Origin of the sequence: Albimonas pacifica (assembly GCF_900113695.1) — a bacterium.
GTDB lineage: Bacteria > Pseudomonadota > Alphaproteobacteria > Rhodobacterales > Rhodobacteraceae > Albimonas > Albimonas pacifica.
On the sequence record NZ_FOQH01000002.1, the window covers coordinates 374,120 to 397,884 of the forward strand.

General features: G+C 75.5%; 22 protein-coding genes. 7 read left to right on the plus strand and 15 right to left on the minus strand.

Annotation, left to right across the window (positions count from 1 at the left end):
- Positions 1-27: 27 nt before the first annotated feature.
- The gene (locus BM064_RS04475; protein ID WP_177236141.1) at positions 28-1,044 is read left to right on the plus strand and encodes a DUF2125 domain-containing protein; all 1,017 of its coding nucleotides are present in this window, start codon (positions 28-30) and stop codon (positions 1,042-1,044) included.
- Between the two features lie 319 nt (positions 1,045-1,363).
- On the opposite strand, the gene BM064_RS04480 is transcribed toward BM064_RS04475, so the two are convergent.
- The 4 genes from BM064_RS04480 to BM064_RS04495 all read right to left on the minus strand — a co-directional run bounded on the left by BM064_RS04480 (position 1,364) and on the right by BM064_RS04495 (position 6,071).
- Entirely contained in the window at positions 1,364-2,665 is a 1,302-nt protein-coding gene (locus tag BM064_RS04480) for an extensin family protein (RefSeq protein ID WP_092858274.1), read from the minus strand.
- Entirely contained in the window at positions 2,662-3,588 is a 927-nt protein-coding gene (locus BM064_RS04485; RefSeq protein WP_092858276.1) for a prephenate/arogenate dehydrogenase family protein, read from the minus strand. Before BM064_RS04485 ends, BM064_RS04480 begins: the two co-directional genes overlap by 4 nt.
- 4 nt (positions 3,589-3,592) lie before the next feature.
- The gene (gene hisC, locus BM064_RS04490) at positions 3,593-4,723 is read right to left on the minus strand and encodes a histidinol-phosphate transaminase (RefSeq protein WP_245779052.1); all 1,131 of its coding nucleotides are present in this window, start codon (positions 4,721-4,723) and stop codon (positions 3,593-3,595) included.
- 415 nt (positions 4,724-5,138) lie between these two features.
- On the minus strand, positions 5,139-6,071 hold the full coding sequence (locus tag BM064_RS04495; RefSeq protein ID WP_092858278.1) for a ring-cleaving dioxygenase: 933 nt from the start codon (positions 6,069-6,071) through the stop codon (positions 5,139-5,141).
- Positions 6,072-6,244: 173 nt separating this feature from the next.
- On the opposite strand from BM064_RS04495, the gene BM064_RS04500 reads away from it, so the two are divergent.
- Positions 6,245-7,150: a LysR family transcriptional regulator gene (locus BM064_RS04500; protein WP_092858280.1), complete on the plus strand. Its 906-nt coding sequence runs from the start codon at positions 6,245-6,247 to the stop codon at positions 7,148-7,150.
- Positions 7,151-7,246: 96 nt separating this feature from the next.
- Positions 7,247-8,029: an SDR family oxidoreductase gene (locus BM064_RS04505; protein ID WP_092858282.1), complete on the plus strand. Its 783-nt coding sequence runs from the start codon at positions 7,247-7,249 to the stop codon at positions 8,027-8,029.
- Positions 8,030-8,590: 561 nt separating this feature from the next.
- Here the strand turns inward: BM064_RS04505 and BM064_RS04510 are convergent.
- From BM064_RS04510 to BM064_RS04520, 3 genes are all read right to left on the minus strand, one after another.
- Positions 8,591-8,968 (minus strand): hypothetical protein, encoded by a 378-nt coding sequence (locus BM064_RS04510; protein WP_092858284.1) that lies wholly within the window; start codon positions 8,966-8,968, stop codon positions 8,591-8,593.
- Between the two features lie 410 nt (positions 8,969-9,378).
- Positions 9,379-10,410: an asparaginase gene (locus BM064_RS04515; RefSeq protein WP_092858286.1), complete on the minus strand. Its 1,032-nt coding sequence runs from the start codon at positions 10,408-10,410 to the stop codon at positions 9,379-9,381.
- Positions 10,407-11,072, minus strand: a complete 666-nt coding sequence (locus tag BM064_RS04520) for a sigma-70 family RNA polymerase sigma factor (RefSeq protein WP_092858288.1) — start codon at positions 11,070-11,072, stop codon at positions 10,407-10,409. Before BM064_RS04520 ends, BM064_RS04515 begins: the two co-directional genes overlap by 4 nt.
- A 288-nt stretch (positions 11,073-11,360) precedes the next feature.
- Here BM064_RS04520 and BM064_RS27350 point away from each other — a divergent pair, with 288 nt between their 5' ends.
- From BM064_RS27350 to BM064_RS04535, 3 genes are all read left to right on the plus strand, one after another.
- Positions 11,361-11,924 carry an invasion associated locus B family protein gene (locus BM064_RS27350; RefSeq protein ID WP_092858290.1) on the plus strand — a complete coding sequence of 188 codons (564 nt, stop codon included), beginning with the start codon at positions 11,361-11,363 and terminating at the stop codon, positions 11,922-11,924.
- A gap of 203 nt (positions 11,925-12,127) precedes the next feature.
- Positions 12,128-13,321: a dual-specificity RNA methyltransferase RlmN gene (gene rlmN / locus BM064_RS04530; protein WP_092858292.1), complete on the plus strand. Its 1,194-nt coding sequence runs from the start codon at positions 12,128-12,130 to the stop codon at positions 13,319-13,321.
- Between the two features lie 279 nt (positions 13,322-13,600).
- Positions 13,601-14,938, plus strand: a complete 1,338-nt coding sequence (locus tag BM064_RS04535; protein WP_092858294.1) for a lyase family protein — start codon at positions 13,601-13,603, stop codon at positions 14,936-14,938.
- Positions 14,939-15,234: 296 nt separating this feature from the next.
- Here the strand turns inward: BM064_RS04535 and BM064_RS04540 are convergent, their stop codons facing one another.
- The 5 genes from BM064_RS04540 to cysQ form a co-directional block, all read right to left on the minus strand.
- Positions 15,235-16,464 carry a glycosyltransferase gene (locus BM064_RS04540; RefSeq protein WP_092858296.1) on the minus strand — a complete coding sequence of 410 codons (1,230 nt, stop codon included), beginning with the start codon at positions 16,462-16,464 and terminating at the stop codon, positions 15,235-15,237.
- 7 nt (positions 16,465-16,471) lie between these two features.
- Complete coding sequence (gene galE / locus BM064_RS04545; RefSeq protein WP_092858298.1) at positions 16,472-17,455, minus strand: UDP-glucose 4-epimerase GalE; 984 nt, start codon at positions 17,453-17,455, stop codon at positions 16,472-16,474.
- 7 nt (positions 17,456-17,462) lie between these two features.
- Complete coding sequence (locus BM064_RS04550) at positions 17,463-18,359, minus strand: UTP--glucose-1-phosphate uridylyltransferase (protein WP_092858300.1); 897 nt, start codon at positions 18,357-18,359, stop codon at positions 17,463-17,465.
- A gap of 205 nt (positions 18,360-18,564) precedes the next feature.
- Positions 18,565-19,365, minus strand: a complete 801-nt coding sequence (locus BM064_RS04555) for a 3-deoxy-manno-octulosonate cytidylyltransferase (protein WP_092858302.1) — start codon at positions 19,363-19,365, stop codon at positions 18,565-18,567.
- A gap of 32 nt (positions 19,366-19,397) precedes the next feature.
- Positions 19,398-20,180 carry a 3'(2'),5'-bisphosphate nucleotidase CysQ gene (gene cysQ, locus BM064_RS04560; protein ID WP_092858304.1) on the minus strand — a complete coding sequence of 261 codons (783 nt, stop codon included), beginning with the start codon at positions 20,178-20,180 and terminating at the stop codon, positions 19,398-19,400.
- Between the two features lie 229 nt (positions 20,181-20,409).
- On the opposite strand from cysQ, the gene BM064_RS04565 reads away from it, so the two are divergent.
- Positions 20,410-20,982, plus strand: coding sequence for an SEL1-like repeat protein (locus BM064_RS04565; RefSeq protein ID WP_092858306.1), 573 nt, complete (start codon positions 20,410-20,412; stop codon positions 20,980-20,982).
- A gap of 3 nt (positions 20,983-20,985) precedes the next feature.
- On the opposite strand, the gene BM064_RS04570 is transcribed toward BM064_RS04565, so the two are convergent.
- From BM064_RS04570 to BM064_RS04580, 3 genes are read right to left on the minus strand one after another with little or no spacing between them, the layout of a single operon-like run.
- Positions 20,986-21,855, minus strand: coding sequence for a DMT family transporter (locus tag BM064_RS04570; RefSeq protein WP_092858308.1), 870 nt, complete (start codon positions 21,853-21,855; stop codon positions 20,986-20,988).
- Positions 21,856-21,859: 4 nt separating this feature from the next.
- Positions 21,860-22,729, minus strand: coding sequence for a CE1 family esterase (locus tag BM064_RS04575; protein WP_092858310.1), 870 nt, complete (start codon positions 22,727-22,729; stop codon positions 21,860-21,862).
- Entirely contained in the window at positions 22,726-23,559 is an 834-nt protein-coding gene (locus BM064_RS04580) for a class I SAM-dependent methyltransferase (protein WP_177236142.1), read from the minus strand. Before BM064_RS04580 ends, BM064_RS04575 begins: the two co-directional genes overlap by 4 nt.
- Between the last annotated feature and the right edge of the window lie 206 nt (positions 23,560-23,765).

The following is a 23,765-nucleotide window of genomic DNA, read 5'->3' on the forward strand; positions in this document are numbered from 1 at the left end:
AAGGCGGGGCGCGGAAGAGGTGAACGGATGGGACGCTGGTTCGGCATAATCATGGGCGCGATCGCGCTCGCCCTCGCGGCCTGGAGCGGCTGGTGGTGGTTCGGCTCCACCGCCCAGCAGGACGCGGTCGAGGGCTGGCTCGCCGAGCGCCGCGCCGATGGCTGGCAGGCGGAGGCGCAGGTCTCGGTCGCGGGCTATCCCAACCGCTTCGACATGACCGCCGAGGGCCTGCGCCTGTCCGACCCCGAGGCCGGCTGGGCCTGGGCCGCGCCGACCTTCCGCACCTACATGCTCAGCTACCAGCCCCACCGGGTGATCGCCGAGTGGCCGGGCGTGCACCGCGTCTCGGTCCCCGGCGAGACGGTGGAGATCGAGGCGGGCCAGCTGCGCGCCTCGGCCGCCTTCGTGCCCGACACGCGGCTGGAGCTGACCCGCGGCATCGTCGAGATGCACGACCTGACGATGGTCTCGGGGCTGGGCTGGACGGCGGGGATCGCCGACGGCCAGCTCTCGGTCCGCGCCTCGGAGGAGGAGCGGGGGCGGGCGAACGCCTACGACGGGGTGCTGTCGATCAAGGGGCTGCTGCCGCCGGACGCCTGGCGCGCGGCGCTGGGGGCGCGGCTGGCGCGCGAGCTGCCCGAGCGGGTGGAGGAGGCGACGCTGGTCGCCACCGCCGTGTTCCGCCAGCCGCTGGACCGGCTGGCGGTCGAGTCCGGCTCGGTGCGTCCCGAGACGCTGTGGATCCGCCCTTCGGCGATCCGCTGGGGGCCGCTCTCGGCCGAGGCCTCGGGCCGGCTGGAGGTGGACGAGGCGGGCGTGCCGGAGGGGACGCTCGACCTCAAGGTCTCCAACTGGAAGCGCCTGCTGGAGGCGGCGGTGGCCGCCGGCGCGGTGCCCGAGGACCTGGCCGGCGCGGTGCAGGCGGGGCTGCAGCTGATGTCGAACCTGACCTCGGACGGCAAGGGGCTGGAGGCGCCGCTGCGCTTCGCGGGCGGCAACGTGTTCCTGGGCCCGATCCCGCTGGGCGAGGCGCCCCGGTTCTGAGCGCGCGCCCGCGGCGGCGAGGCCGCGGCGCGACGCGCGCGCCCGGGGCCGGGGGTCGGCTCGCCGCGGCGGGGCGGCCGGGTCGCCCGGCGGCGGGCGCGGGGCGGGCCCGGGCGCGGGCGGACGACGCGCGACGGCCGCGGCAGGCCTCGCCGGCGCGGGACGCCAGGCTTCGTGCCGGGCGTTTCGGCCGGCGCCCCGGGGCGGGCGCCGGCGGCGCGCGGGGCGAGGCCGGGTCCGGCGGGCCGGGCGAGCGCCGGGCGGCCCGCGCTGCCGGCCGCGAAGGCCGCGCCGCGACGACGGGCCGGGACGCCGGGGGTCAGCGGCAGTAGGCCTCGGACCGGCGGGCGGAATCGAAGTGCAGGTGGTCCATGTGGTAGCCGTCGGAGCCGGGGCCGAGCACCGTGCCGAAGGGGCCGCAGGCGCTGCTCCAGGCGGCTTTCAGGAACCGGCCGGCCTCGCCCTTGCCCCAGCTGCGCAGCGGCCCGACCTCGCGCCCGTCCGAGAGCTGGAAGGCGCGCACGTCCACGGCGTTGCCCAGGGCATGTTCCGACATCCGCGCCCCGGGGCGGTTGTTGCGCGAGCGGCAGGCGTAGCTCGCCGCCACCCGCACCTTGGAGATCCGCGCCCCCAGCGTGCGCGGCGCGTCGCGCATCGGGCCCTTCTCGAGCCAGTCGCCGAAGATCCGCGCCGTGCGGCAGTTGACCACCGCCGCCGGGGTGAGGGCGACGCCGAGCACGTGGGTGACCTCGACCGGCGCCTCGATCCCGCAGCCGCCGGGGCCGTCGATCGGCGCCTGCGGCCGGCCCGCGAGCCGCGGGTCCCCGCAGAGACCGCCCAGGGCGGGGGCGGGCGCAGGCTCGCCCCGCGGCCCGGCGGAGGCGCCGCGCGGCGGGCGCGCGCCCTCGCGCGGGTCGGGCAGGGCGATGGCGACCGCCCGCCCGGGCTGTCGCGGCGCCTCGGCCGGGCGCGCGGGCGGCAGGACCGAGGCGGCGGTCGCCAGGGCCGAGGCCCGGTCGGCGGCGAAGCTGGGGGGCGGCAGCGTCTCGGCCGGCGCCGCGGCGGCCGGGGCCGCCTCGACGGCGGGGGAGGCCGCGGGAGCGGGGGGCGCCTCGGGGCCCTGCGCCGGAGCGGGAGGGGCGAGCGGGGCGGCGGGCGCGGGCGCGTCGGGCGCCTGCGCCGGTCCGGCAGGCGCCGCGGCGAGGGCCTGTTCCAGCGTCGCGAGCCGGGCGGGGGAGAGGCCGCGGGCCGGCGGCGGCGTTGGGCCGCGCGGCGCGAGCGTAGGGGCGGGGAGGTCCGCGGGATCCATCCCGCGGTCGAGCGCGGTCAGGGGCGGCGGCGCGCCGGCCGGCTTGCCGGCCCCGGCATCGCGGGGGCGGCGGGGCGGGGGCGCGGGCCAGGCGCCGTCGCGGCTCTCGCCGGCCTCGCGGGCGCGGGCGGCCTCGGGCACCGAGTCGGCATAGGCCGAGGCGGGGGGCGGCGCGTCTTCGTGCAGCGTCGCCATCGGCCGGGTGGGGGGCAGGCCCTGGCCGGCGGCCGGGACCGCCGTGCAGGCCAGGACAAGGGCGGCGAGGCCCGCGCGCAGCGGCCCGGAGAGGCTGTTCCGGGCCGCAGCGCTCACGTCTTCTTGCCCGCGGCGGAGCGCCCGAAATCGGGGGCGGCGGTGTCCTGCCCGGCCTGCACGATGCCGCGCCGGATGGCGCGGGTGCGGGTGAAGTAGTCGAACAGCTGCGGCCCGTCCTCGGTGCGGATGGCGCGCTGCAGGGCGAAGAGCTCCTCGGTGAAGCGGCCCAGGATCTCCAGCGTCGCCTGCTTGTTGGTCAGGAACACGTCGCGCCACATCGTCGGGTCCGAGGCCGCGATGCGGGTGAAGTCGCGGAAACCCGCGGCGGAATATTTGATGACCTCGGACTGGGTCACCCGGCGCATGTCGTCGGCGACGCCCACCATCGTGTAGGCGATCAGGTGCGGCACATGCGATGTCACCGCCAGCACCAGGTCGTGGTGGGCGGGGTCCATGGTGTCGACATGGGCGCCGCAGCCCTCCCAGCAGTCCGACAGGCGCTGCACGGCGGCGGCGTCCGCGTCCTCGGGCGGGGTCAGGATCACCCAGCGGTTCTCGAAAAGCTCGGCGAAACCCGCCTCGGGGCCCGAATGCTCGGTGCCCGCCAGCGGGTGGCCGGGGATCAGGTGCACGCCCGCGGGGATGAAGGGGGCGACCGCCTCCAGGATCGGGCCCTTCACCGAGCCCACGTCCGAGACCGTGGCGCCGGGCTTCAGGACCGGCGCGATCTCCTCGGCCACCGCGGCCATGGCGCCCATCGGCACGCACAGCAGCACCAGGTCCGCATCCTTCGCGGCCTCGGCGGCGGTGGCGTGGACGCTGTCGCACAGGCCCAGCCGCAGCGCGGTCTCGCGCGTTTCGGCGGTGCGGGCGTGGCCGGCGACATGGCCGACCAGGCCCGCGCGCTTCGCCGCCAGGCTGAAGGAGCCGCCGATCAGGCCCAGCCCGATCAGCGCGACTTTGGGGTAGATCATCGTCATCCGTTCACGTGGTCCGCGAGGCCATGAACGCCTCCAGCGCCTCGGCCGCGGCGCGGCAGCCGGTCTCGTCGCCGATGGAGATGCGCAGCCGGTCGGGCAGGCCGTAGGAGGCCGTGCGCCGCACGATCAGCCCGCGGGATTTCAGGAAGGCGTCGGCGGCCTCGGCCGTCTCGACCGAGGCGAACCGCGCCAGGAGGAAGTTCGCATGGGTGGGCGTGCAGGGGATCCCCGCCGCCTCCAGCCGCTTGGCGAGCCAGTCGCGCCAGACCTCGTTGAGGATCGCGCAGCGCTCGACATGCTCGACGTCGCGCATCGCGGCCTCGCCCGCCAGCAGGGCGGCGGTGTTGAGGTTGAAGGGCGGGCGGAAGCGGTTGAGCGCGTCGATCACATGGTCGGGCCCGTACATCCAGCCGATGCGCAGGGCCGCGAGCCCGTGGATCTTCGAGTAGGTCCGCGTCATCACCACGTTGTCGCGCGCGTCCACAAGCTCGGCGCCCGCGTCGTAGTCGGCGTCGCGCACGAACTCGGCGTAGGCGCCGTCGAGCACCAGCAGGGCGGCGGGGGGCAGCCCCTCGGCCAGCCGCTTCAGCTCCGTCCGGCCGATCTTGGTGCCGGTGGGGTTGTTGGGGTTGGCGATGTAGACCAGCCGCGTGCGCTCGCTGCAGGCCGCGAGGATCTTGTCCACGTCGGTGGTCAGGTCGGTCTCGCCGACCTCGATCGGCGTCGCGCCGACCATCTGGGCGTTGATCTTGTAGAGGCCGAAGCCATGCTCGGTGTGGATCACCTCGTCCCCCGGCCCGGCGTAGGCCTGGGCGAGCAGGGCCAGGCACTCGTCCGAGCCGTTGCCGCATAGGATCCGGGCGGGGTCCAACCGGTGGATCTCGCCGATGGTGCGCCGCAGCTCCGCATGGCCGCCGTCGGGATAGGCGGCGAGCTTCGATCCCGCGGCCGCGAAGGCCTCCGCCACCTTCGGCGAGGGGCCGTAGGGGTTCTCGTTCGAGCTGAGCTTGATGACCCGGTTGGCGCCGGGGATCTTCGACTCGCCGCCCACATAGGCGGCGATGTCCAGGATCCCGGGCTGGGGCCGGATCGTGGGATGCGGCGGAATGGTCCGGGCGGGCGAGGAAGAAGCCACGGCCTGTCTCCTTTGGGGCGTCGTCGCTCCTTACCCGCTGAGCGGGGCGCGCGCCATACCCGGCGCGCCGGGGCGGCGGGAACCGGGCGCCCTGCGGGCGGGCCTGGCAGGGGGGCGTGCGGGGGCGGGGCGCCAGGGCTGGGGAGGGGGGAGCCTCCGGCGGGCTCCTGACCCACCCAAGAACAAGCCCGCGCCTGTCCTCCGGAGCCGTCCATCGCGTCTGATGCCTGAGCGAGTCGGCCGGAGGGGTCAAGGACAAGCCGCGCTTCGCGCGGTCGCTGCGCGATCCTTGACCCCTCCGGCCGACTCGCTCTGATCGGCATCCGCGATGGACGGCTCCGGAGAACAGGCGCTCCGCGAGGGCGGGCGCGGCGCGGGCCGGAGACCGGGGGCGGGCGGGCGCCGGCGGCGGGGGTCAGCCGAGGGCGGGGAGGATCTTCTCGATCTCGGCGCGGTGCTTCTCGTACTGCGGGGGCAGCTTCAGCGCCTCGCCCAGAGCGTCCTGCGCCTCGTCGATCGCGAAGCCGGGGGCGTCGGTGGCGATCTCGAACAGCACTCCGCCGGGCTCGCGGAAGTAGATCGAGCGGAAGTAGGTCCGGTCGCGCTGCTCGGTCGTCTGCATGCCGTGCGCCGACTTCAGCTTCGCGGCCATCGCCGCCTGGTCGGCGTCGTCCTTCGCCCGGAAGGCGATGTGGTGCACCGAGCCGCGGCCCATCCGCGCCGGCATCGCGCCCGGGGCCTCCACCAGCTCGACCACCGAGCCGTAGGGGCCGTCCACCGCCTCCAGCCGGGTCGCCGGGCCGTCGCGCCCGGTCTCGGCGAAGCCGAACACGTCGCCCAGGATCGCCGCCGTCGGGCCGGTCGTGCGCAGCAGCAGCCGCACGCCCTGCATGCCGCGGATCGCGCGCTCCGCCGGGACGTCCCCGGCCGTCCAGGCGGGCTCGGCGCCCGCGGCCTCCACCTCGACCAGCGCGAGGCGCATGCCGTCGGGATCGCGGAAGGGCAGGGCGGTCTCGCCGAAGCGGGTCTCGGGGGCCGAGACCTCGAGCCCCGCCGCCTCCAGCCGCGCGGCCCACCAGTCGGTCGCGCCGGGGGGGACGCGGAACAGCGTCTCCTGCGTCTCCCCCGCGCCCAGCCGGCCGGGGGCCGCCTTCTCCCAGGGGAAGAAGGTCAGGATCGTGCCGGGCGAGCCCGCCTCGTCGCCGTAGTAGAAGTGATAGGCGGAGGGATCGTCGAAGTTCACCGTCTTCTTGACCAGCCGCAGCCCCAGGACGCGGGTGTAGACGTCGAGGTTGCGCCGGGCGCCGCCGGCGATGGCGGTGACGTGGTGCAGGGGATGCGCGCTCATGATCGTCTCCGTTCGGCTGCGGTCGGGCGGGAGGGTCTCGCCTCCGGTTGACGCGAAGATAGGCCGGGGCGCGCGGGCGATGAAGCCTCGTGGCATTGCATCCATGCAATCCATCTTGGCGAATCCGCACTGCGCATGTTCACCTGCGCCACGCGTGGAGGGAGCCAGAACCCATGTCCGACCTGCTTTCGGCCCTGTCGTGGGAGGATTTCCGCCTGGTCGGGGCGGTGGCCGAGACCGGCGGCCTGCCCGCCGCCGCCCGCCGCCTGGAGCTGAGCCACTCCACCGTGTTCCGGCGCCTGGCGAAGATCGAGGAGGCGGTGGGCTTCCCCCTCTTCGAGCGCGGCCGCGACGGTTATGCGCCCACCCCCGCGGGCGAGGAGATGGTCGCCGCCGCCGCGGCGATGGCCGAGGACGCCGCCGGCTTCGCCTCGCGCATCGAGAAGCGGGAGATCGCGCCGGCGGGCGACCTGCGCATCGCCACCTCCGACGCGCTGCTGCAGGCGCTGCTGACCCCCATCCTGGCCGAGTTCCGCAAGGCCTATCCGGCGATCCGGCTGGAGCTGGCGCTGGGCAACCCGTCGCTGAACCTCTCGCGCCGGGACGCCGACGTGGCGGTGCGCGCCACCGACCGCCCGCCCGAGACGCTGGTCGGGCGGCGGGCGGCGGGGCTCGCCTGGGCGCTCTACGCCGCCTCCGACGCGCCGCTGGCGGCCGCCGCCGGGCCCTGGGTGGGCCCGTCGGACGAGCTCGGCGCGCTGCCCGCCGCGGCGCTGACCCGGGCGCGGGCGCCGGGGGGCGAGGCGGCCTGGCGGGTGAACTCGGTGATCGCGATGGCCGAGGCCATCGGGCAGGGCGGCGGCGTGGGCTTCCTGCCCTGCTTCGTGGGGGACGGGCGGCTCGATCTGCGCCGCCTGGGCCCGCCGGAGCCGGAGCTCGCCACCGGCCTGTGGCTGCTGACCCACCCCGACCTGCGCCGCGCGCCGCGGGTGCGCGCCTTCCTCGACTTCGCCGCCGGGCGGCTGGCCGCCCTGCGCGGCTTCCTCGCCGGCGAGGGCGCCCGGGGTCCGATGGCCTGAGGCGGTCCCGCCGCCCCCTTGCCTCCGCGCCCGGCATCCGGTGCAAAGGGGGCGGAACCGCCGCGCCAGGTCGGCGGCGCATGGGAGGAGACGGGCATGAAGGTCGCGGACAAGGTCGTGGTGGTGACGGGCGCGGGCGGGGGCATCGGCGAGGGGCTGGCCCGCCGCTTCGCCGCCGAGGGCGCCGCGAAGGTGGTCGTCTCAGACCTCGATCCCGCGCGCAGCGAGCGGGTGGCGGCCGAGATCGGCGGCCTCGCCTTCGCCTGCGACGTCTCCGACCCCGCCCGGCTGGCGGCGCTGGTCGACTTCGCCGAGGCCGAGGCCGGCCCGGTGGGGCTGTGGTGCTCCAACGCCGGCGTGGGCTGGGCGGACCCGGTGCTGGGGCAGGTGGGCAGCTCGCCCGACGAGGCCTGGCGCAGGGGCTGGGAGATCAACGTGATGGCGCATGTGCGCGCCGCCCGCCTGCTGACGCCGAAGATGGCGGCGCGGGGCGGGGGCTGGTTCCTGCACACCGTCTCGGCCGCGGGGCTGCTGAGCCAGATCGACGGGGCGGTCTATGCCACGACGAAACACGCCGCCATCGGCTTCGCCGAGTCGCTCGCGATCACCCATCGCGACGAGGGGATCCGGGTGAGCGTGCTGTGCCCGCAGGGCGTGGACACCGAGATGCTGCGCGGCCTCGAGGGCGGCGCGCAGGGCGTGGACGGGGTGCTGAGCCCCGCCGACGTGGCGCAGAGCGTGATCGAGGGGCTGGAGGCGGAGAGCTTCCTGATCCTCCCCCATGCGCAGGTGCGCGACTACATGGCCAACAAGGCCGCGAGCTACGACCGCTGGCTGGCGGGGATGGCCAAGCTGCGGCGCCGGATCAACGGCGGCTGACGGATGCCGCCGGGACCGCCCTGCGGGCGCCGGTCGCGACGCCGGAGCGATTCCGGCCGCCAAGCGAAGCCGCCCCCCCCCGGGGGCGGCTTCCGCGTTTGGGGGCACGCCTAGCGCCGACGTCATGAGGATTTGTCGCGCTGGTTCTGAGCCGGCCCCGGAGGAATCCCCGGATGTCATGCGCCCGGGGCAGGGGCGCGGAGGATCGGCCCCAATTATTTTCTAATTACTTCAGTAAAATAGGTGAAAATCAGGCGCCGCCGTCGATGGCCCGCCCATTTCGGGCGGGCTCGCGCCGCGTTCGACGTTTGGCCCAAGACGCTTGCCGCCGGCGATGCGCTGAAGTGGGGCGCCGCGGGGCGCAGCCTTAGGGATAGGCCGTCGCCCGTCGGCGAATGCTCGCGCAGGGGCCTTGGCATTCGGCGATGCGTCGGCGCCCGGCGAGGGGTCTGAAACGCGCGCAGGCTTGGCCGCCAGGGGCTACGGGCGTCGCCTGACGCAGGACGGGCGCGCCGAGGGGGTCTCGGCGCGCCCGGTCAGTGGCCTCGGCGGGCCGGTCGGTCAGCCGGCGGGGCGCAGGAGGCTGGCCGAGAGCGCGGCCTCGCCGCAGCGCAGCAGGCGCTGGCCGACGGCATGGGCGGCGGTGCGGTCGAGGCACTGGCAGCAGTCCTCCAGCGACTCGGCCTGCAGGGCCAGCGTGGTCAGGCCGATGCGCGGCGCGATGGCGGCGAGCTCGCGGGCGAGGCGGGCGAGGCGGGTCCAGGACTCCTCCTCCAGCGCGCGCTCGATCGCGACGAGGCGATCGGTCGCCTCCAGCAGGCCGTCGTCGACCAGCTCGGCGCACTCGTCGGGGCCCAGCGCGGCCTCCAGCGCCCTGAGCGCCTCGAGGTCCAGGGCCGCCTCGGTCCGCCGCGGGGCCAGTTTGGTCACGGTGTTCATAGTGCTGCTCCCATCCGGGGCCGGAGATCCGTTCCGGCCATGTCCACTCCACCGAGCAGGGAGATAGCCCGGCGGGGGTGAAGGGGGAGTTGACGGAATCGCCGACCAAGCCCCGAAGATGGTTAGCGAATTCCCAACCGGGGCGAGGCCGCGAAAGCCCGTCGCAGGGCCGCCTGAGAGACCGTGGACGGCCCTGCGCCCCGCCGGCCGGAGGGGCGGGCCGGTCCCGCTCCGCCCTCGCGCCGCCGGTCGGGGAGAGGCCCCGGGTCGAGCCCGGAGCGCCGGCGGGGCGGGCGGAGGGAAGGGCTTGTGCGGGGGCGTCTCTGGCCAGCGTCGGGAGGCCCCGGGTCGAGCCCGGGGCGCCTGTGGGGCCGGTGCGCCGGCGACGGGGCGGGGCCTGCGCCCGGCGATCAGGCGAGGGCGGCGGCGGGGCGGATCTCGCCGACGGTCAGGCCGCGGCGGTTGACCTGGGGCGGGTTGAGGCGCCGGGCGATGGCGGGGTCGGCGGCCTCGGCCACGCCGAGGCGCACCAGGATCGCGGCCATGGCGCATTCCGAGGCGCGGGTGCCGCCGTCGTCGATCTTCAGCGCCACGCCCAGGCCCAGCTCCGGCAGGATCGCGCCGAAGACGCCCTCGGCCCCGGTCTTGATCGCGGCCCGGCCGGGCATCGCGCGCATCATCTCGGTGCAGGCGCGGCCCTCGCCCGCCACCAGCTCGGGGTGGGCCATCATCGCCTCGACCAGCGAGGCGGCGGCGGCCGCGCGCACGCGGCCCAGGCCCTGCGGGCGGGCCATGCGCGCCATCGAGGTGGCGAAGCCCTTCAACGTGGTCGCGAAGTTCGGCGCCGAGCAGCCGTCGATCCCGTAGCCGAGATCCGGGTCGCCGGTCATCTCGCCCATCGCCTCGCGGGCGGCGCGCTGCACGGGGTGGTCGACCTCGACGTATTCCGCGCCGCCGCCGAGGTGGCGGTTCAGCGTCAGGAAGCCCGCGTGCTTGCCCGAGCAGTTGTTGTGCGTCTGGTCGCAGCAGACCCCCGCGCGGACCAGCGCGTCGTGGTCGGCGAGGTCGTGGGGCTCCTGCGGGCCGCAGCGCAGGTCGGGCTCGCCCAGGCCCAGCCCGGCCAGCCAGGCGGAGACCCGCGCGGTGTGGATCGGCGCGCCGTTGTGGGAGGCGCAGGCGAGCGCCAGCTGCTCCGGGCCGAGCCCGGCGGCGGCGGCGGCCCCGCTCTCGACCAGCGGCAGGGCCTGGAGCATCTTGCACGACGAGCGCGGGAAGATGACGCGGGACGGGTCGCCCCAGGCCTCGACCACCTCGCCTTCGGGCGTGCAGATCGCGATCGCGCCGCGGTGCACGGATTCGAGGATCCCTCCGCGGACCGCCTCGACCAGGATCTCCGAGAAGCCGGGGGCGGCGGGGTCCACCAGGGGGGCGGGGTCGGTCATTCGTTCAGCTCCACCGAGAAGTCGTCGCCCAGCGCCTCGCGCAGCCGCGCGAAGGCGAGGCGCAGGCGGGACTTCACCGTCCCCAGCGGCGCCCCGGTCGCCTGGGCGATCTCGGCCTGGGTGAGGCCCGCGTAGAACGTCAGGCGCACGGCTTCAAGCTGATCCTTGCTCAGGCTGTCGAGCGCCTCGCGCACCCGGGCGTCGCGGTCGGCCGAGGCGACGGCGCGGGCCGGGTCCTCGGGCGCGTCGGGCTGGAACAGCGGGTCGTTGGGATCGGGCGCGGGGCGGGCCTGGCGGCGGATCAGGTCGATGCGCCGGTTGCGCGCGATGGCGTAGATCCAAGTCGAGACGCCGGCCTTCTCGGGATCGTAGGTGGACGCGCGCCGCCAGACCGAGACGAAGACGTCCTGCGTCGCCTCCTCGACCACGTCGGGATGGGCGCCGCCGCGCAGCAGGAAGGCGCGGATGCGGCCGGCGTAGCGGGCGAAGAGCTCGCCGAAGGCGGCGCGGTCGTCGGCGGCGGCCAGGCGCGCGAGCAGCTCGGCGTCGGAGGGGCCGTCGGGGACGGCCCCGGACGATGCCGTAGCGGCGCCTGGCGCGCCGGGGCGTCCCGCTCCGCCGGGGCGGGCGTCGGGGGGATCCTGGCGCGGGTCGTCGGACATGGAGGGCGGCGGGGTCCTTGGCTGCGTCGCGGGCGTGCGGGGAGGGGCTGCGGCCGCGCGGACGCGGGGTCGTGATGCAAGGCAGACGCGGCGGGGTGGCGCCGTCGCCCGATTTGCGTCTAGATTAGGCCGCATCGCGTCGGCAGGAAAGACCGGCGCGCGAACCGGCGGACGAGCCCGCCGGCGGCAGAGGGGGCCGGTCGCTTGTCGACCGGACCGCACAGGTCGCCGCAAGGGCTCGCCGGCGGAAGCAGGCAGAACGACGATTGCAGGCGAATCGAGGCGAGCATGAAGGCTGAGGCGAAACGCGAGGGCGCCAAGCGCATCGGCGCGCGGCTGGCTGCGGCGGCGCTGGCCCTGGCGGCGGCGGCGGCCGCGCCGGCCCAGGCGACCGCGCAGCAATCCACCAACCGGGTCGAGGCGTTCCGCGACTGGTCGGTGTTCACGGCGGATGCGGGCGGGCCCGTGTGCTGGATCGTCACCCAGCCGCAGAGCTCGGTGGCGACCCGCAGCGGCAAGCCCGTGCAGGTCCAGCGCGGCGACATCTACCTGACCGTGGCCGTGCGGCCGCGCCAGGGCGTGAACAGCGAGATCGCGATGGTCGCGGGCTACCCGTTCCGCGACGGCTCGACCGTCAAGGCCGAGGTCGGCTCGCGCTCCTTCGAGCTGTTCACCGAGGGCGAGAACGCCTGGACCTATCCCAACGACGACGGCGAGATCATCAACGCGATGAAGGCCGGGGCGGCGATCGTGATGACCGGGGTCTCCTCGCGGGGGACCACGACCATCGACCGGTTCTCGCTGCTGGGCTTCACCGACGCGCTGACCTCGGCCCAGACCCGCTGCAAGTGAGGGCCGCGGGGGCGGCGCTTCGTCCCCCGCGCCCCCTGCGCCCCGCCGCCCGGGACGCCTGACGCGCCCCCTCTTGGATGAGGGGCGGCGAAATGCTATGTGACGCGCTGCGCGCCCTCCGCACCTCGCGGGGGGCGCAGCCTTTCGTGCGGACCGCGCGGCGGTCCCCGATCCGAACGCCGACGCCCGACCCGGAGAACGCCATGACCTCGGTTCCCACCGCTGCGGCCGCGCCGCTGACGCAGGACACGCCCGGTTTCGCGCCGAAGGCGGCCGAGGGCCTGCGCCCGCTGGTCGGCCTGACCCGGCCGCAGATGGTCGCGGCGCTGATCGAGGCCGGCGCCCCCGAGGGCCAGGCGAAGATGCGCGCCACCCAGCTGTGGCAGTGGATCTACCAGCGCGGCGTCACCGATTTCGCGGAGATGACGAACCTCGCCAAGGGCTTCCGGGCGCTGCTGTCCGAGAACTTCCGCCTCGATCGGCCCACGATCGTCACCCGCCAGGTCTCCAACGACGGCACGCGCAAGTACCTGCTGCGGCTCTCGGGCGGGCACGAGGTCGAGGCGGTCTACATCCCCGAGGAGGACCGCGGCACGCTGTGCATCTCCTCCCAGGTGGGCTGCACGCTGACCTGCACCTTCTGCCACACCGGCACCCAGAAGCTGGTGCGCAACCTCACGCCCGAGGAGATCGTGGCCCAGATCCTGGTCTGCCGCGACGACCTAGAGGAATGGCCCGTCGCCGGCCAGCGCCCGCCGGAGCGGCGGATGCTCAGCAACATCGTGCTGATGGGCATGGGCGAGCCGCTCTACAATTTCGAGAACGTCCGCGACGCGATGAAGATCGCGATGGACGGCGAGGGGCTGTCGATCTCGCGCCGCCGGATCACGCTGTCCACGTCCGGGGTCGTGCCCAACATCGCGCGCGCGGGGGCCGAGATCGGCTCGTTGCTCGCGATCTCCCTGCACGCGGTGCGCGACGAGCTGCGCGACATTCTGGTGCCGATCAACAAGAAATGGGACCTCGCGACCCTGCTGCAGGCCTGCCGCGACTACCCGCGCCTGTCGAACGCCGAGCGGATCACCTTCGAATACGTGATGCTCAAGGACGTGAACGACAGCGATGCGGACGCCAAGCGCCTGGTGCAGCTGATCGCGGGCATCCCCGCGAAGATCAATCTGATCCCCTTCAACCCCTGGCCCGGCTCGCCCTACGAGCGCTCGGACTGGGACCGGATCGAGAGCTTCGCCGAGATCGTGAACCGGGCGGGCTACGCCTCGCCGGTGCGCACGCCGCGGGGGCAGGACATCATGGCGGCCTGCGGGCAGCTGAAGTCGGCGACCGAGCGCGGGCGCAAGCGCGCCTCGGAGATCGCGGCCGAGGCCGCCGCCGGCTGATCCCCGGCGCGCGGGAGGCGAGGGCGGTCCCCCGCCGCGCCAGGGCGGGGGACCGCCCTCGTCGGCGGATCCTGCGCCCGGGGCCGGTTTGCGAACCTCTGCGAGACGGGCGGACTGCGCCGGATCCCGTCGCGGCCGGCGTCGGCGCCGGGCCGGGGCGGGCGTCGCGAGGGCGCCCCTTGCGTCGCGCGCCGCCCGGCGCGCCGTCCGGTCACCCGGCGTTGCGTCTCGGGGCCGGCGGTTGCAGGGTGCGCCCGTGACCTGCCGCGGAGGATCCCGATGACCGCCAGCCCCTTCGACAGCCTGATGCTGCGCGAGCATCTCTCCGACCCCCAGGCGGCGCGGCTGTTCACCGACGGCGCCGAGATCCGGGCGATGCTGCTGGCCGAGGGGGCGCTGGCGAAGGCGCAGGGGGAGCTGGGACTTATCCCGCAGACCGCCGCCCGCGCCATCCACCGCGCGGCGCGCGAGGTCGCCATCGACCCGGCCGGACTCGCCGCCGGCGCCGCCGCCTCGGGCGTCGTGGTCCCGGCCTTCGTCGAGGCGTTCCGCGCCGCCATGGGCGCGCCGGAACACGCGGCCTTCGTCCACCACGGGGCGACCAGCCAGGACATCCTCGACACCGCCCTGGTGCTGCGCCTGCGGCCCTATCTCGAGCTCTGCGACGCCCGCCTCGCCGCGATCCTGGGGCATCTCGCCGACGGGGCGGAGCGCTGGGCGCAGACGCCGATGGCCGCGCGCACCCGCGGCCAGATCGCCACCCCCACCACGCTCGGCGCCCGCCTCGCCGCCTGGGGCGCGCCGCTGATCCGCGCGCGCGAGCGCCTGGCCCAGCTGCGCCCGCGGGTGCTGGTGCTGTCGCTCGCCGGCGCCTCGGGCAATTCGGCCGCGCTGGGGCCCCGCGCCCCCGAGGTCGCGCGCGCCATGGCGGCCGAGCTCGACCTGCACTGCCCCGAGATCCCCTGGCACGCCGGGCGCGACGGGCTGGCGGAACTCGCCGCCGCGCTGGCGATCCAGACCGCGAGCCTGGGCAAGATCGGCCTCGACCTCGCGCTGCTGTCGCAGTCGGAGGTGGGCGAGCTCAGGGCGGGGGAGGGCGGCGGCTCCTCGACCATGCCGCACAAGGCGAACCCGGTGGGGGCCGAGGCGCTGGTCTCGCTCGCACGCTACGCCTCGCGGCTCTCGGGCGCCGCGCAGGAGGCGATGCTGGCGGGCCACGAGCGCGACGGCGCCGCCTGGACGCTGGAGTGGCTGAGCCTCCCCCAGCTCTGCCTCGCCGCCGCCGCCGCCCTGCGCCACGCCGAGGCGCTGACCGGCGACCTGCGCCCCGACCCCGAGCGGATGCGCGCCAACATGGACGCCACCCACGGGCTGATGATGGCCGAGGCCGCGAGCTTCCGCCTGGCCGAGACCCTGCCGCGCCCGCAGGCGCAGGCCCTGGTCAAGGCCGCCTGCGCCGAGGCGGTCGAGCGCCGCCGCCCGCTGGCCGAGGTTCTCTCCGGACTGCCCGAGGGCGCGGGGATCGACTGGCAGGCCGCGCTCGACCCCGCCGCCCATGTGGGCGAGGCGCCGGCGATCGCGCGCCGCTTCGCCGCGATGGTCCGCAAGGCGGGCTGAGCCGGCCCCGGCCCGCGGCCCCCCTGCTGAACCTCAAAGGGGTCGAGCGTTTCCGCCCGACCCCTCCGCCCCCGCGCGCGGGAGAGCGTCGCCTCTGCGCGCTGCGCGCCGTCCCCGCGAGGGGCCGCCGCTGGGAGCTCCCCCCGGCGCGGATCGCTGCCGGAGGGGATGGCGGACCGCGGAACCGCAGTCTGCGGTTTCCCCGGCGCAGCCCGCGCGCGGCCCGCCTCCACGGTCTGTATGACAGGGTGGGCGTGATGCGCGCGTGACAGGGTTTCGGCGGAGACCCGTCCGGCTCAGCGCTCGATTTCCTCAAGGAAATCATCGACCTCGGCGAAGTGCTCGGCCCAGGGCCGCGGCCGCCAGGCGGCGAGGCGGGCGAGTTGGGCGGCGCGGCGATCGGCGCCGCCCTCGACCGGGTGGGCGTAGGCGAGAATCGCCTCCAGCCACTCGGGCAGGTCCAGGGGGTCGATGTAGTCCGGCGCCTCCCCGCCCGCGGCGCGCAGGGCGGGGATGTCGGCGGCGAGCACCGGGCAGCCGAGCGCCAGCGCCTCCGCCGCCGCGAGGCCCGAGCCCTCGGCGAAGCTCGGCGCCAGCAGGGCGCAGGCGACCGAGAGCCGCCCCGCCACCTGCGCGTCGGTCAGGTCGCGCCGCTCGAACACCACCCGGCCCGCCATCGGCGAGCGCTCGAGGATGTCCTGCACCATCTCGGATTCCGAGGCGCGGCGGCCCAGGATGAACAGGCGCGGCGCGGCCTCGCCCAGCTCGTCCCACAGGCGGCGCCAGATCCACAGCATGGCGAGGTGGTTCCGCCGCGGCTCGATCGCGCCCAGCATCACGAAGGCGCCCGCCGCCTCGGCCGCATCCTGCGCGTCGGCGCCGGTCGGGGTGGGCAGGGGGCTGACGCCCGGCGGGGCGATGCGCCCGGGGGGCGGCGTCTCCAGCCCGCGGGCGGCGATGCGGGCGGTCTCGGGCGAGGCGTAGACCAGCCCGTCGCAGAGCCCGGCGGCGGCGAGGAAGGCGAGCAGGCGGGTCGGCTCGGTCGGCCGGGTCAGCTCCGGGCGCTCCAGCCCCACCAGGTCGTGGGCCATGGCGACGGCGCGGCGCACCCCGCCCGCGCGCAGCGCCTTCAGCCGGGCGGCGTCGAGCTGCGCCTGCGCCATGTTGAGATAGGTCCAGCGTCCCGGCTGGGAGGAGATCAGGGCGGTGAGGTCCTCGCCCATGCCGCGGGCGAGCCGCCGCGCGAGGCTGTCGGCGCGCCGCTGCCGCTCGGTCTTCCAGGGGCTGAAGGCGCCGCGGAGGTCGGCGGGGGGCAGCTCGGCGCCGCTGTCGAGGGCGGCGATCAGCTCGCGCGCGCCGTCCCCGTCCAGCAGCAGGTGGCGCGGCCCGGCCGAGACCAGGAACCGCGCCTCGGGATCGGCGGAGAGGCGCGCGGTCCAGGCGCGCTCGGTCCGGTCGATGGCGCCGGGCGTCAGCCGCCCGGCGCGGGCCACGGTGCGGGTCAGGTCCAGCAGGCGCCGGGCCATGCCGCGCTCAGGCCGAGTAGCGGCCGGTCTGCCGCCAGCCCCAGGCGTCGCCGATCATCTCGGCCATCACCGAGCGCTTCGGCTCCCACCCCAGCACCTCGCGCGCGCGCGAGCCGTCGCAGACCAGGCGGGACGGATCGCCCGGACGCCGCGGCCCGACCGACAGCGGGATCTCCGTTCCCACCACCTCTTTCGCCGCGTCGATAACCTGCCAGATGGAAAACCCCGAGCCGGTGCCGAGGTTCAGCCGCTGGCTGGGCTTGCCGGCCAGCAGCCACTCGGTCCCCAGCACGTGGGCGTCGACCAGGTCCATGACGTGGACGTAGTCGCGGATGCAGGTGCCGTCGGGCGTCGGATAGTCGTCGCCGTTCACCGTCAGCGCGTCGCGCGCGCCGGCGGCGGCGTCGAGCACGTTGGGGATCAGGTGCGTCTCGGGCACGTGATGCTCGCCGATCTGCCGGTCCGGGTCGGCGCCCGCCACGTTGAAGTAGCGGAACGCGATCGAGCGGATGCCGTGGGCCTTCTCGAAGTCGTCCAGCAGCGCCTCGACCGCCAGCTTCGAGGCGCCGTAGGCGTTGATCGGCCGCTGGGGCGCGGTCTCGGTGATCGGGTCCTGATCGGGCTCGCCATAGGTGGCGGCCGTCGAGGAGAACACGATCGACCCCACGCCCGCGTCGCGCATCGCGCAGAGCAGGTTCAGCGAGCCGCCGACGTTGTTGCGCCAGTAGAGCTCGGGGTTCGCCACCGACTCGCCGACGTTGGAGAGCGCCGCGAAATGCATCACCGCGTCGGGCTTCACCTGCTCGAAGGCCGCCTTCAGCGCGGCCTCGTCCAGCAGGTCGCCCTCGATCATCTCGCCGAACTTCACCGCCTGCTTCCAGCCGGTGCGGAAGTTGTCGAAGACGACGGGCTCGTGCCCCGCCGCGCGCAGCGCCTTGCAGCCGTGCGAGCCGATGTAGCCCGCGCCGCCGGTCACCAGAACTTTCGCCATCTGGAGCTTATTCCCCCGGCTTGGGCATGTAGTTGACGGTGTCGCGCAGGAACTCGGCGAAGTCGGGGCCCAGGTCCGGGCGCGCCAGGCCGAAGGCCACCGTCGCCTTCAGGAAGCCGGACTTGGAGCCGCAGTCGAAGCGCCGCCCCTCGAAGCGGTAGCCGTAGACGTCGCGCCCCTCGGTGATCTCGCGGGCGATGGCGTCGGTGAGCTGGATCTCCCCGCCCGCGCCCTTCTGGCCGTCGTTGAGCGTGGTGAACACCGAGGGCGCCAGGATGTAGCGCCCGATCACCGCCAGGTTCGAGGGCGGGTTGATCTTGGGCTTCTCGACCATCCCCTGCGCCTTGACCAGCCGGCCCATGTCGTCGGCCACGTCCAGCACGCCGTAGGCAGAGACCTGCTCGCGCGGGACCTCCATGGTGGCCACCATGCAGCCGCCGGTGTCGGCGTAGGCGTCCATCATCTGCTCGAGGCAGGGGGTCTCGGCCGAGATCACGTCGTCGGGCAGCAGCACCGCCACCGGCTCGTCCGGGCCGATCAGGCGGCGCGCGCACCACACGGCGTGGCCGAGGCCCAGCGCCTCGGTTTGGCGGACGTAGGCGATCTGGCCCGAGTCCATGTTGGCCTTGCGCACCTCGGCGAGGAGGTCGTCCTTGCCCTTCTCGACCAGCGCGCGCTCCAGCTCGGGGGCGAGGTCGAAATAGTCCTCCAGCGCGGATTTCCCGCGCGAGGTGACGAAGATGAACTCCTTGATGCCGGCGGCGCGGGCCTCGTCGATCGCGTACTGGATCAGGGGGCGGTCGACCAGGGGCAGGACCTCCTTGGGGATCGCCTTGGTCGCCGGCAGGAACCGGGTGCCGAGACCCGCGACCGGGAAGATCGCCTTCGTGACCTTGTTGTTCATTCTCGTCCTCGTTGCGGCCTGCGAGCGCGGGGCTCTCCCGCGTCGCGCCTGTCGATCGTCATCGCCTGCGCCTCGCGCGGGGGGACCGAGCCCGGTCCATGGCCTTGCGCGGGCCCTTGGCACCTTGGCCACGTCGACGTGACGACGGCGTGACCGGATGTCGGCGCCGCGGGCCCATTTCCCGCGACGCGTGCGCGCAGGAGCCTCAGGAAAGCCCGGCGCGGGCCATGGCGGCTTCGACCCGGGGCACGTCCTGGGGATTGTTCACCTCCCAGAACACGCGCCCGCGGGCCTCGACCTCCACGCATTTCAGGGGCGTGCCGTTCTCGAGGAACCGCAGCTGCTCCAGCCCCTCCCACCGCTCCAGCTCGCCCTCGGGCCAGCCGGAATAGGCGGCGAGCGCGGCGGGGCGGTAGGCGTAGCAGCCGACGTGATGGAAGACGGGCGGGGTCTCCTCCTCCCCGAAGGTGCGCCCGGTGTAGGGGATCACCTCCTTGGAGAAATAGAGCGCCCGGCCGGCGCGGTCGAAGACCGCGGTGGTGCCGCCGACGCGGCCCGCCGCCCGGTCCTCGAGGAAGGCCGCGTGGGCCTCCGCGTCGCAGCGCAGGACGGGGGTGGCGACGTCGAACTCGGGCGAGGCCGCCATCGCGTCGCGCAGCGCCTCGACGAACCAGGGCGGGGTCAGCGGCGCGTCGCCCTGCAGGTTCACCACCAGGTCGGGCGCGGCGGCCAGCCCGGGCAGGGCGGCCGCGCAGCGCTCGGTCCCGTTGCGGCAGGACTCGGGGGTCATGATGACCGCGGCGCCGAAGCCGCGCGCGTGCTCGGCGATGCGGTCGTCGTCGGTGGCGACCGCGACCTCGGCGAAGCCGGAGGCCGCCATCGCCGCCTCCCAGCTGCGCTGGATCAGGGTCTTGGCGACGCCGTCGGCGCCTTTCAGCGCCTGCAGCGGCTTGCCGGGGAAGCGGGAGCTCTTGTAGCGAGCGGGGATGATGATGGCGGCGCGCATGGCTCGCGGCCTCGTTCTTCAGCGCCCCTCGTTCACAGGGGCTTCACGTTCACGCCTGGGGCATAGCACACGAAGAACGGGTTCGCGAAGCCCGGTTTTCCGTAGGGAAGCGCGCCGCCCCCCTCCATCGCGTCGACATGCCCGCCGGCCGCGCGCAGCACCGCGTCGCCCGCGGCGGTGTCCCACTCCATCGTGCGGCCGAGACGGGGATAGAGGTCCGCCTCCCCCGTCGCCACCAGGCAGAACTTCAGCGAGGAGCCGGCCGAGAGGAAATCCGCCACCTGGTACTGGGCGATGTAGTCGTCGGTCGCCTGGTCGCGGTGGGACTTGGAGGCGACGACCTTCAGCCCGCCCATGTCGGGGGTCGAGACGGCGATCGGCTTGGTCGCCTTCGTCTCGACGTCCATCTCCTCGGCCTTGCCCGAGGCGGTGGTGCGGAACAGGCGGCCCAGGACGGGGGCGTAGACGACGCCGTGGGTCGGGACCCCGTTCTCCACGAGCGCGATGTTCACGGTGAACTCGCCGCGGCGGTTCACGAATTCCTTGGTGCCGTCGAGCGGGTCGACGATCAGGAAGGTCGAGACCTCCTGCCCGTGGGTGGCGGCCTGCTCCTCGGTCACCAGCGCGATGTCGGGGAAAGCGGCGCGCAGGCCGGCGGAGATATGGGCGTCGGCCTTCTCGTCGGCCTCGGTCACCGGGCTCTCGTCGGACTTCGACTTCACCTCGAAGTCAGGCGAGGCGTAGACCTCCATGATCAGGTCGCCGGCTTCCAGCGCCAGTTTCGTGAAGGTCTCGGTGATCGCCGCGTAATCCATGGCTTTTCGCCCCTTTGTTCCACACGACGAGCAGCATTGACGCGGCCGGTCCGCGAAGTCGAGCGCAGCGGGGACGCAGACCCCGACCCCCCGCCGCGTCGCGTCGTCGCCCTGAGGGGGGCAGCGCCGGGCGGCCGCGGGCGATGTCATGCATCCGACGCTTGATCGTCACGAAACCTTCGTCAGACTGTCACGCAGCCCGCCCGCGCGTCGCCCGAGGAGCCTGCGCATGACCCGATCCCGCCCGCTGCGCCTCGCGCTCGTCGCCGCGCTGGTCCTCGCCGGCCCGGCGGCGGCCAGGGCGCCGACGGATGCGGCCGGCCTCGCGTTCGCCGCCGACCCGGTGGCCGACTGCGACCGGCTGGCCGCCTGGGCGACCGACCCCCAGCGGGAGGCCGCGCCCGTCGCCGGCCCGACCCTTTCCGCCGAGCCCGCCCGCGCCGCCTGCACGGCGGCCGTGGCCGAGCGTCCCGACCTCCCCCGCCTGCGCTTCCAGCTCGCCCGCGCCCTGTGGCGGCTGGGCGACCAGGACATCGCCTACGCGCTGCTGGAGCAGGCCGCGCAGCAGGGCTCGCCCGCCGCCTATCTGGTGATCGGATCGCTGTTCGAGGCCGGCGAGCACGTGCGCCAGGACGACGTCGTGGCCCTCCTCCACTACCTCGAGGCCGCCCGCCGCGGCGCGCCGGAGGGGCTGAAGGCCGCCGCCGGGATCTGGGGGGATCCGCAGAACCCCTCGCACGACGCCCGCCTCGCGGCCACCGCGCAGGGCGCGCTGGACCCAAGGGTGATCGCCGACTGGTAGGCCTCAGCCCCGCCGCCGCGCGGCCAGCGTGGCGGCGCCGAGCCCGCCGAGGATCAGGGCGGCCGCGACCCAGAAGCGGGGCGAGGGCGCCTCGCCCAGCCAGACCGCGCCGCCCGCCAGCGCGATCAGCGGCACCGCGAGCTGCGCCACCGCGGCCATCGACGCCTCGAGCCTGGGCAGCGCCGCGTACCACACCGCATAGCCGCAGCCCGAGGCGAGCGCGCCGGAGGCGACCGCCAGCGCCGCCTCCCGCCCGCCCAGTCCCGGCGCCGCGTCCAGCGCCCAGGCGACCGCCCACAGCGCCGCGCCCAGCGGGGCGGCCAGCACGAAGGCCCCGGCGGTGTCGGCGAGCGGGCGGGAGGACCCCCGCCCGCGCAGCGAATAGACCCCCCAGGCCGCCCCCGCGCCCGCCATCATCAGCGACGCCCCCGGCGGCGGCGCGCTCGCCCCTGGCGCGGCGAGCCAGGCGAGCCCCGCCAGCCCGAAGCCGGCCCCGATCCAGCGCAGGAGCGGCGGCCGCTCCCCCATCCACAGGGCACCCGCGAACATCGAGGTCTGCACCGCCCCGAACAGGATCAGCGCCCCGATCCCCGCATCGAGGTCCAGATAGGCCAGCGAGAACAGCCCCGCATAGGCCAGCAGCGCCAGCGCCGAGACCGGCTGCGCGCGCTTCAGCGCCGGCCCCAGCGGTGCGCGCAGGGCCAGCAGCAGCGACAGCATCGCCGCCCCCGAGAGCAGGCGCAGCGCGGTGAAGGCGGCCGCGTCCGGCGCGGCGCCGCCCAGCGCCGAAGCGTCCAGCGCCGCGCGGCACAGCACCGAGTTCGCCGCGAACGCCGCCAGCGCCGTCAGCGTCAGGCCCAGGGTCCGGATCATGCGCTCACTCCGGCAGACGTTCGAGCCAGTCGCGCGCCAGCGCCGCCCAGCCGGGCGGCGTCTCGTGCCCGCCCGCGTGGAGCGCGAAGGCGAGCGGGGCGCCGGCGCAGCCGGTCCACTCGCGCAGCCAGAAGCGGGGGTCGAGCCGGTAGCCGTCCGGATCGTCCTTCGCGCAGCCGTTCGCCGCGCGCATCAGGCCGAGCCCCGCGAAGAGGTCCCCCTGCGTGATCCGCCCGCCCGCGACCGAGCGTCCCTCGAGCGGGACCACCGGGTCGCTCCAGCCGTGCAGGTGCAGCATCGGGGCGGGGCCGGCGCAGGTCTCGGGCAGGGGGCGCCACAGCAGGCCCGCGACCGGGAGATAGGCGCGGAAGGCGTCGGGCGCCTCGCAGGCGACCCGCCAGGTCATCATGCCGCCGCCCGAGAAGCCGCCCAGCAGCGCCCCCGCGGCGTCGATCGGCGCGCGGCTCGCCGCATCGGCCAGCGCCGCGCGCAGGAAGGCCACGTCGTCGCGCGCGCCGGGCTCGCCGCGCGCGTTCCAGGCGCCTCCCGGGTCGCCCTGGGACCGCGGGGCCCCCTGGGGGGCGATCACGGCATAGCCCGCCGCCAGCCACTCGCCGGCGAGCGTGGGCGAGCGGATCGCGACCGCGGCCTGGCCGCCGTAGCCATGCAGCACCATCACCACCGGCAGGGGCGCGGCGGAGGCGCCTTCGGCGCCCTCCGGCAGGGCGAGGCGATACTCGCCCGCGCCGAAGGGGCCGGAGACGGCGCAGGCCGTCTCCGCCGTGCCGCAGGCCGCGGCCGGCCCCGCCGGCAGCGCCGCCGTCGCCAGCGCCAGCGCGGCGGCGAGGGCCCGTCCGATGCCCGCGCCCCTCATGCCGGCTTCGACGCCCGCACCGTCAGGCTCAGGGGCACGCGGGGCGCGCCCTCGGGCAGGCGGTAGAGCCCGTCGGCGCCCTTCGCGGTCCAGCCCGGCCACATGTCCCAGACCAGGAAGTCGTGCTCCTCGACGCCGTCGATGCGCAGCCCCGCCGCGATCAGCCCGCCGAGAATGTCGGAGACGGGGTGGATCCACTCGTGATCCGCCACCGCCGGCAGCGCGGTCCCGTCGCCGTTGTAGCTCGTCGCCTCCTCGAAGCGCAGGGGCGCCTCGCGCGGGGTGCGCCAGTCGAAGCAGGGGACGAGCCGCCCCTCGACCGGGTCCAGCATCTGGGCGAAGGGGTGGCAGTCGCGGAAGAACAGCCGCCCGCCGGGCTTCAGCAGCGCCGCGACCTGCGCCCCCCAGGCGCGCACGTCCGGCAGCCAGCAGATCGTGCCCCAGGTCACGAACGCCATGTCGAAGCGCCCGGGCCCCATGGTCTGCGCCGCCTGCAGGGCGTCGCCGAGGTGGAAGCTCGCCGGCAGCCCGGCGCGGGCGGCGAGGGCGCGCGCCGCCTCGATGGCGACGGGGGAGAAGTCGAGCCCCTCCACCACCGCGCCCTTGCGCGCCAGGATCAGGCTGTCGAGGCCGAAGTGGCACTGCACATGGGCGATGCGCAGCCCCTCCACCGGGCCGAGGTCCGCGTCGCTCACCCCCTCGAAGCCGCGCGTTCCCGCGACCACGCCCTCGACGTCGTAGAAGCCGGTGCGGTCGGCGAGGTGGATCTCGGCCCGCGCGTTCCAGCGGGCGAGGTTGGCGGCGAGCGGCTGGGACGTCTCCGGGGGCATGGCAGGCCTCGATGGGCTGGATCGCGGGCGGCGGAGCCTGCGCCCCGGCGGCGCGAGCATCGCCCGGCCGGCGTCCCGCGTCCAGCCGCGCGACGGGCCCGCGCCGCCCCGTCCCACGCCGCCCCACGCCGCCCTCGCGCGACCGTGGGCCGGCGAGGGCGGCCGGCGAAGGGCGGGGCGGGCTCCGGGCGGCGGAGGGAGGCGCG

Bases quoted from the DNA above. Each gene is read 5' to 3' on its own strand.
- BM064_RS04540 (WP_092858296.1), bottom strand. From the start codon at position 16,464: ATGGCCCGGCGCCTGCTGGACCTGACCCGCACCGTGGCCCGCGCCGGG.
- cysQ (WP_092858304.1), bottom strand. From the start codon at position 20,180: ATGGATTACGCGGCGATCACCGAGACCTTCACGAAACTGGCGCTGGAA.
- BM064_RS04565 (WP_092858306.1), top strand. From the start codon at position 20,410: ATGACCCGATCCCGCCCGCTGCGCCTCGCGCTCGTCGCCGCGCTGGTC.
- BM064_RS04510 (WP_092858284.1), bottom strand. From the start codon at position 8,968: ATGAACACCGTGACCAAACTGGCCCCGCGGCGGACCGAGGCGGCCCTG.
- BM064_RS04580 (WP_177236142.1), bottom strand. From the start codon at position 23,559: ATGCCCCCGGAGACGTCCCAGCCGCTCGCCGCCAACCTCGCCCGCTGG.
- BM064_RS04485 (WP_092858276.1), bottom strand. From the start codon at position 3,588: ATGACGATGATCTACCCCAAAGTCGCGCTGATCGGGCTGGGCCTGATC.
- BM064_RS04550 (WP_092858300.1), bottom strand. From the start codon at position 18,359: ATGAACAACAAGGTCACGAAGGCGATCTTCCCGGTCGCGGGTCTCGGC.
- BM064_RS04555 (WP_092858302.1), bottom strand. From the start codon at position 19,365: ATGCGCGCCGCCATCATCATCCCCGCTCGCTACAAGAGCTCCCGCTTC.
- BM064_RS04505 (WP_092858282.1), top strand. From the start codon at position 7,247: ATGAAGGTCGCGGACAAGGTCGTGGTGGTGACGGGCGCGGGCGGGGGC.
- BM064_RS04495 (WP_092858278.1), bottom strand. From the start codon at position 6,071: ATGAGCGCGCATCCCCTGCACCACGTCACCGCCATCGCCGGCGGCGCC.
- BM064_RS27350 (WP_092858290.1), top strand. From the start codon at position 11,361: ATGAAGGCTGAGGCGAAACGCGAGGGCGCCAAGCGCATCGGCGCGCGG.
- BM064_RS04535 (WP_092858294.1), top strand. From the start codon at position 13,601: ATGACCGCCAGCCCCTTCGACAGCCTGATGCTGCGCGAGCATCTCTCC.
- BM064_RS04575 (WP_092858310.1), bottom strand. From the start codon at position 22,729: ATGAGGGGCGCGGGCATCGGACGGGCCCTCGCCGCCGCGCTGGCGCTG.
- BM064_RS04570 (WP_092858308.1), bottom strand. From the start codon at position 21,855: ATGATCCGGACCCTGGGCCTGACGCTGACGGCGCTGGCGGCGTTCGCG.
- BM064_RS04520 (WP_092858288.1), bottom strand. From the start codon at position 11,072: ATGTCCGACGACCCGCGCCAGGATCCCCCCGACGCCCGCCCCGGCGGA.
- BM064_RS04500 (WP_092858280.1), top strand. From the start codon at position 6,245: ATGTCCGACCTGCTTTCGGCCCTGTCGTGGGAGGATTTCCGCCTGGTC.
- galE (WP_092858298.1), bottom strand. From the start codon at position 17,455: ATGGCGAAAGTTCTGGTGACCGGCGGCGCGGGCTACATCGGCTCGCAC.
- BM064_RS04475 (WP_177236141.1), top strand. From the start codon at position 28: ATGGGACGCTGGTTCGGCATAATCATGGGCGCGATCGCGCTCGCCCTC.
- rlmN (WP_092858292.1), top strand. From the start codon at position 12,128: ATGACCTCGGTTCCCACCGCTGCGGCCGCGCCGCTGACGCAGGACACG.
- BM064_RS04515 (WP_092858286.1), bottom strand. From the start codon at position 10,410: ATGACCGACCCCGCCCCCCTGGTGGACCCCGCCGCCCCCGGCTTCTCG.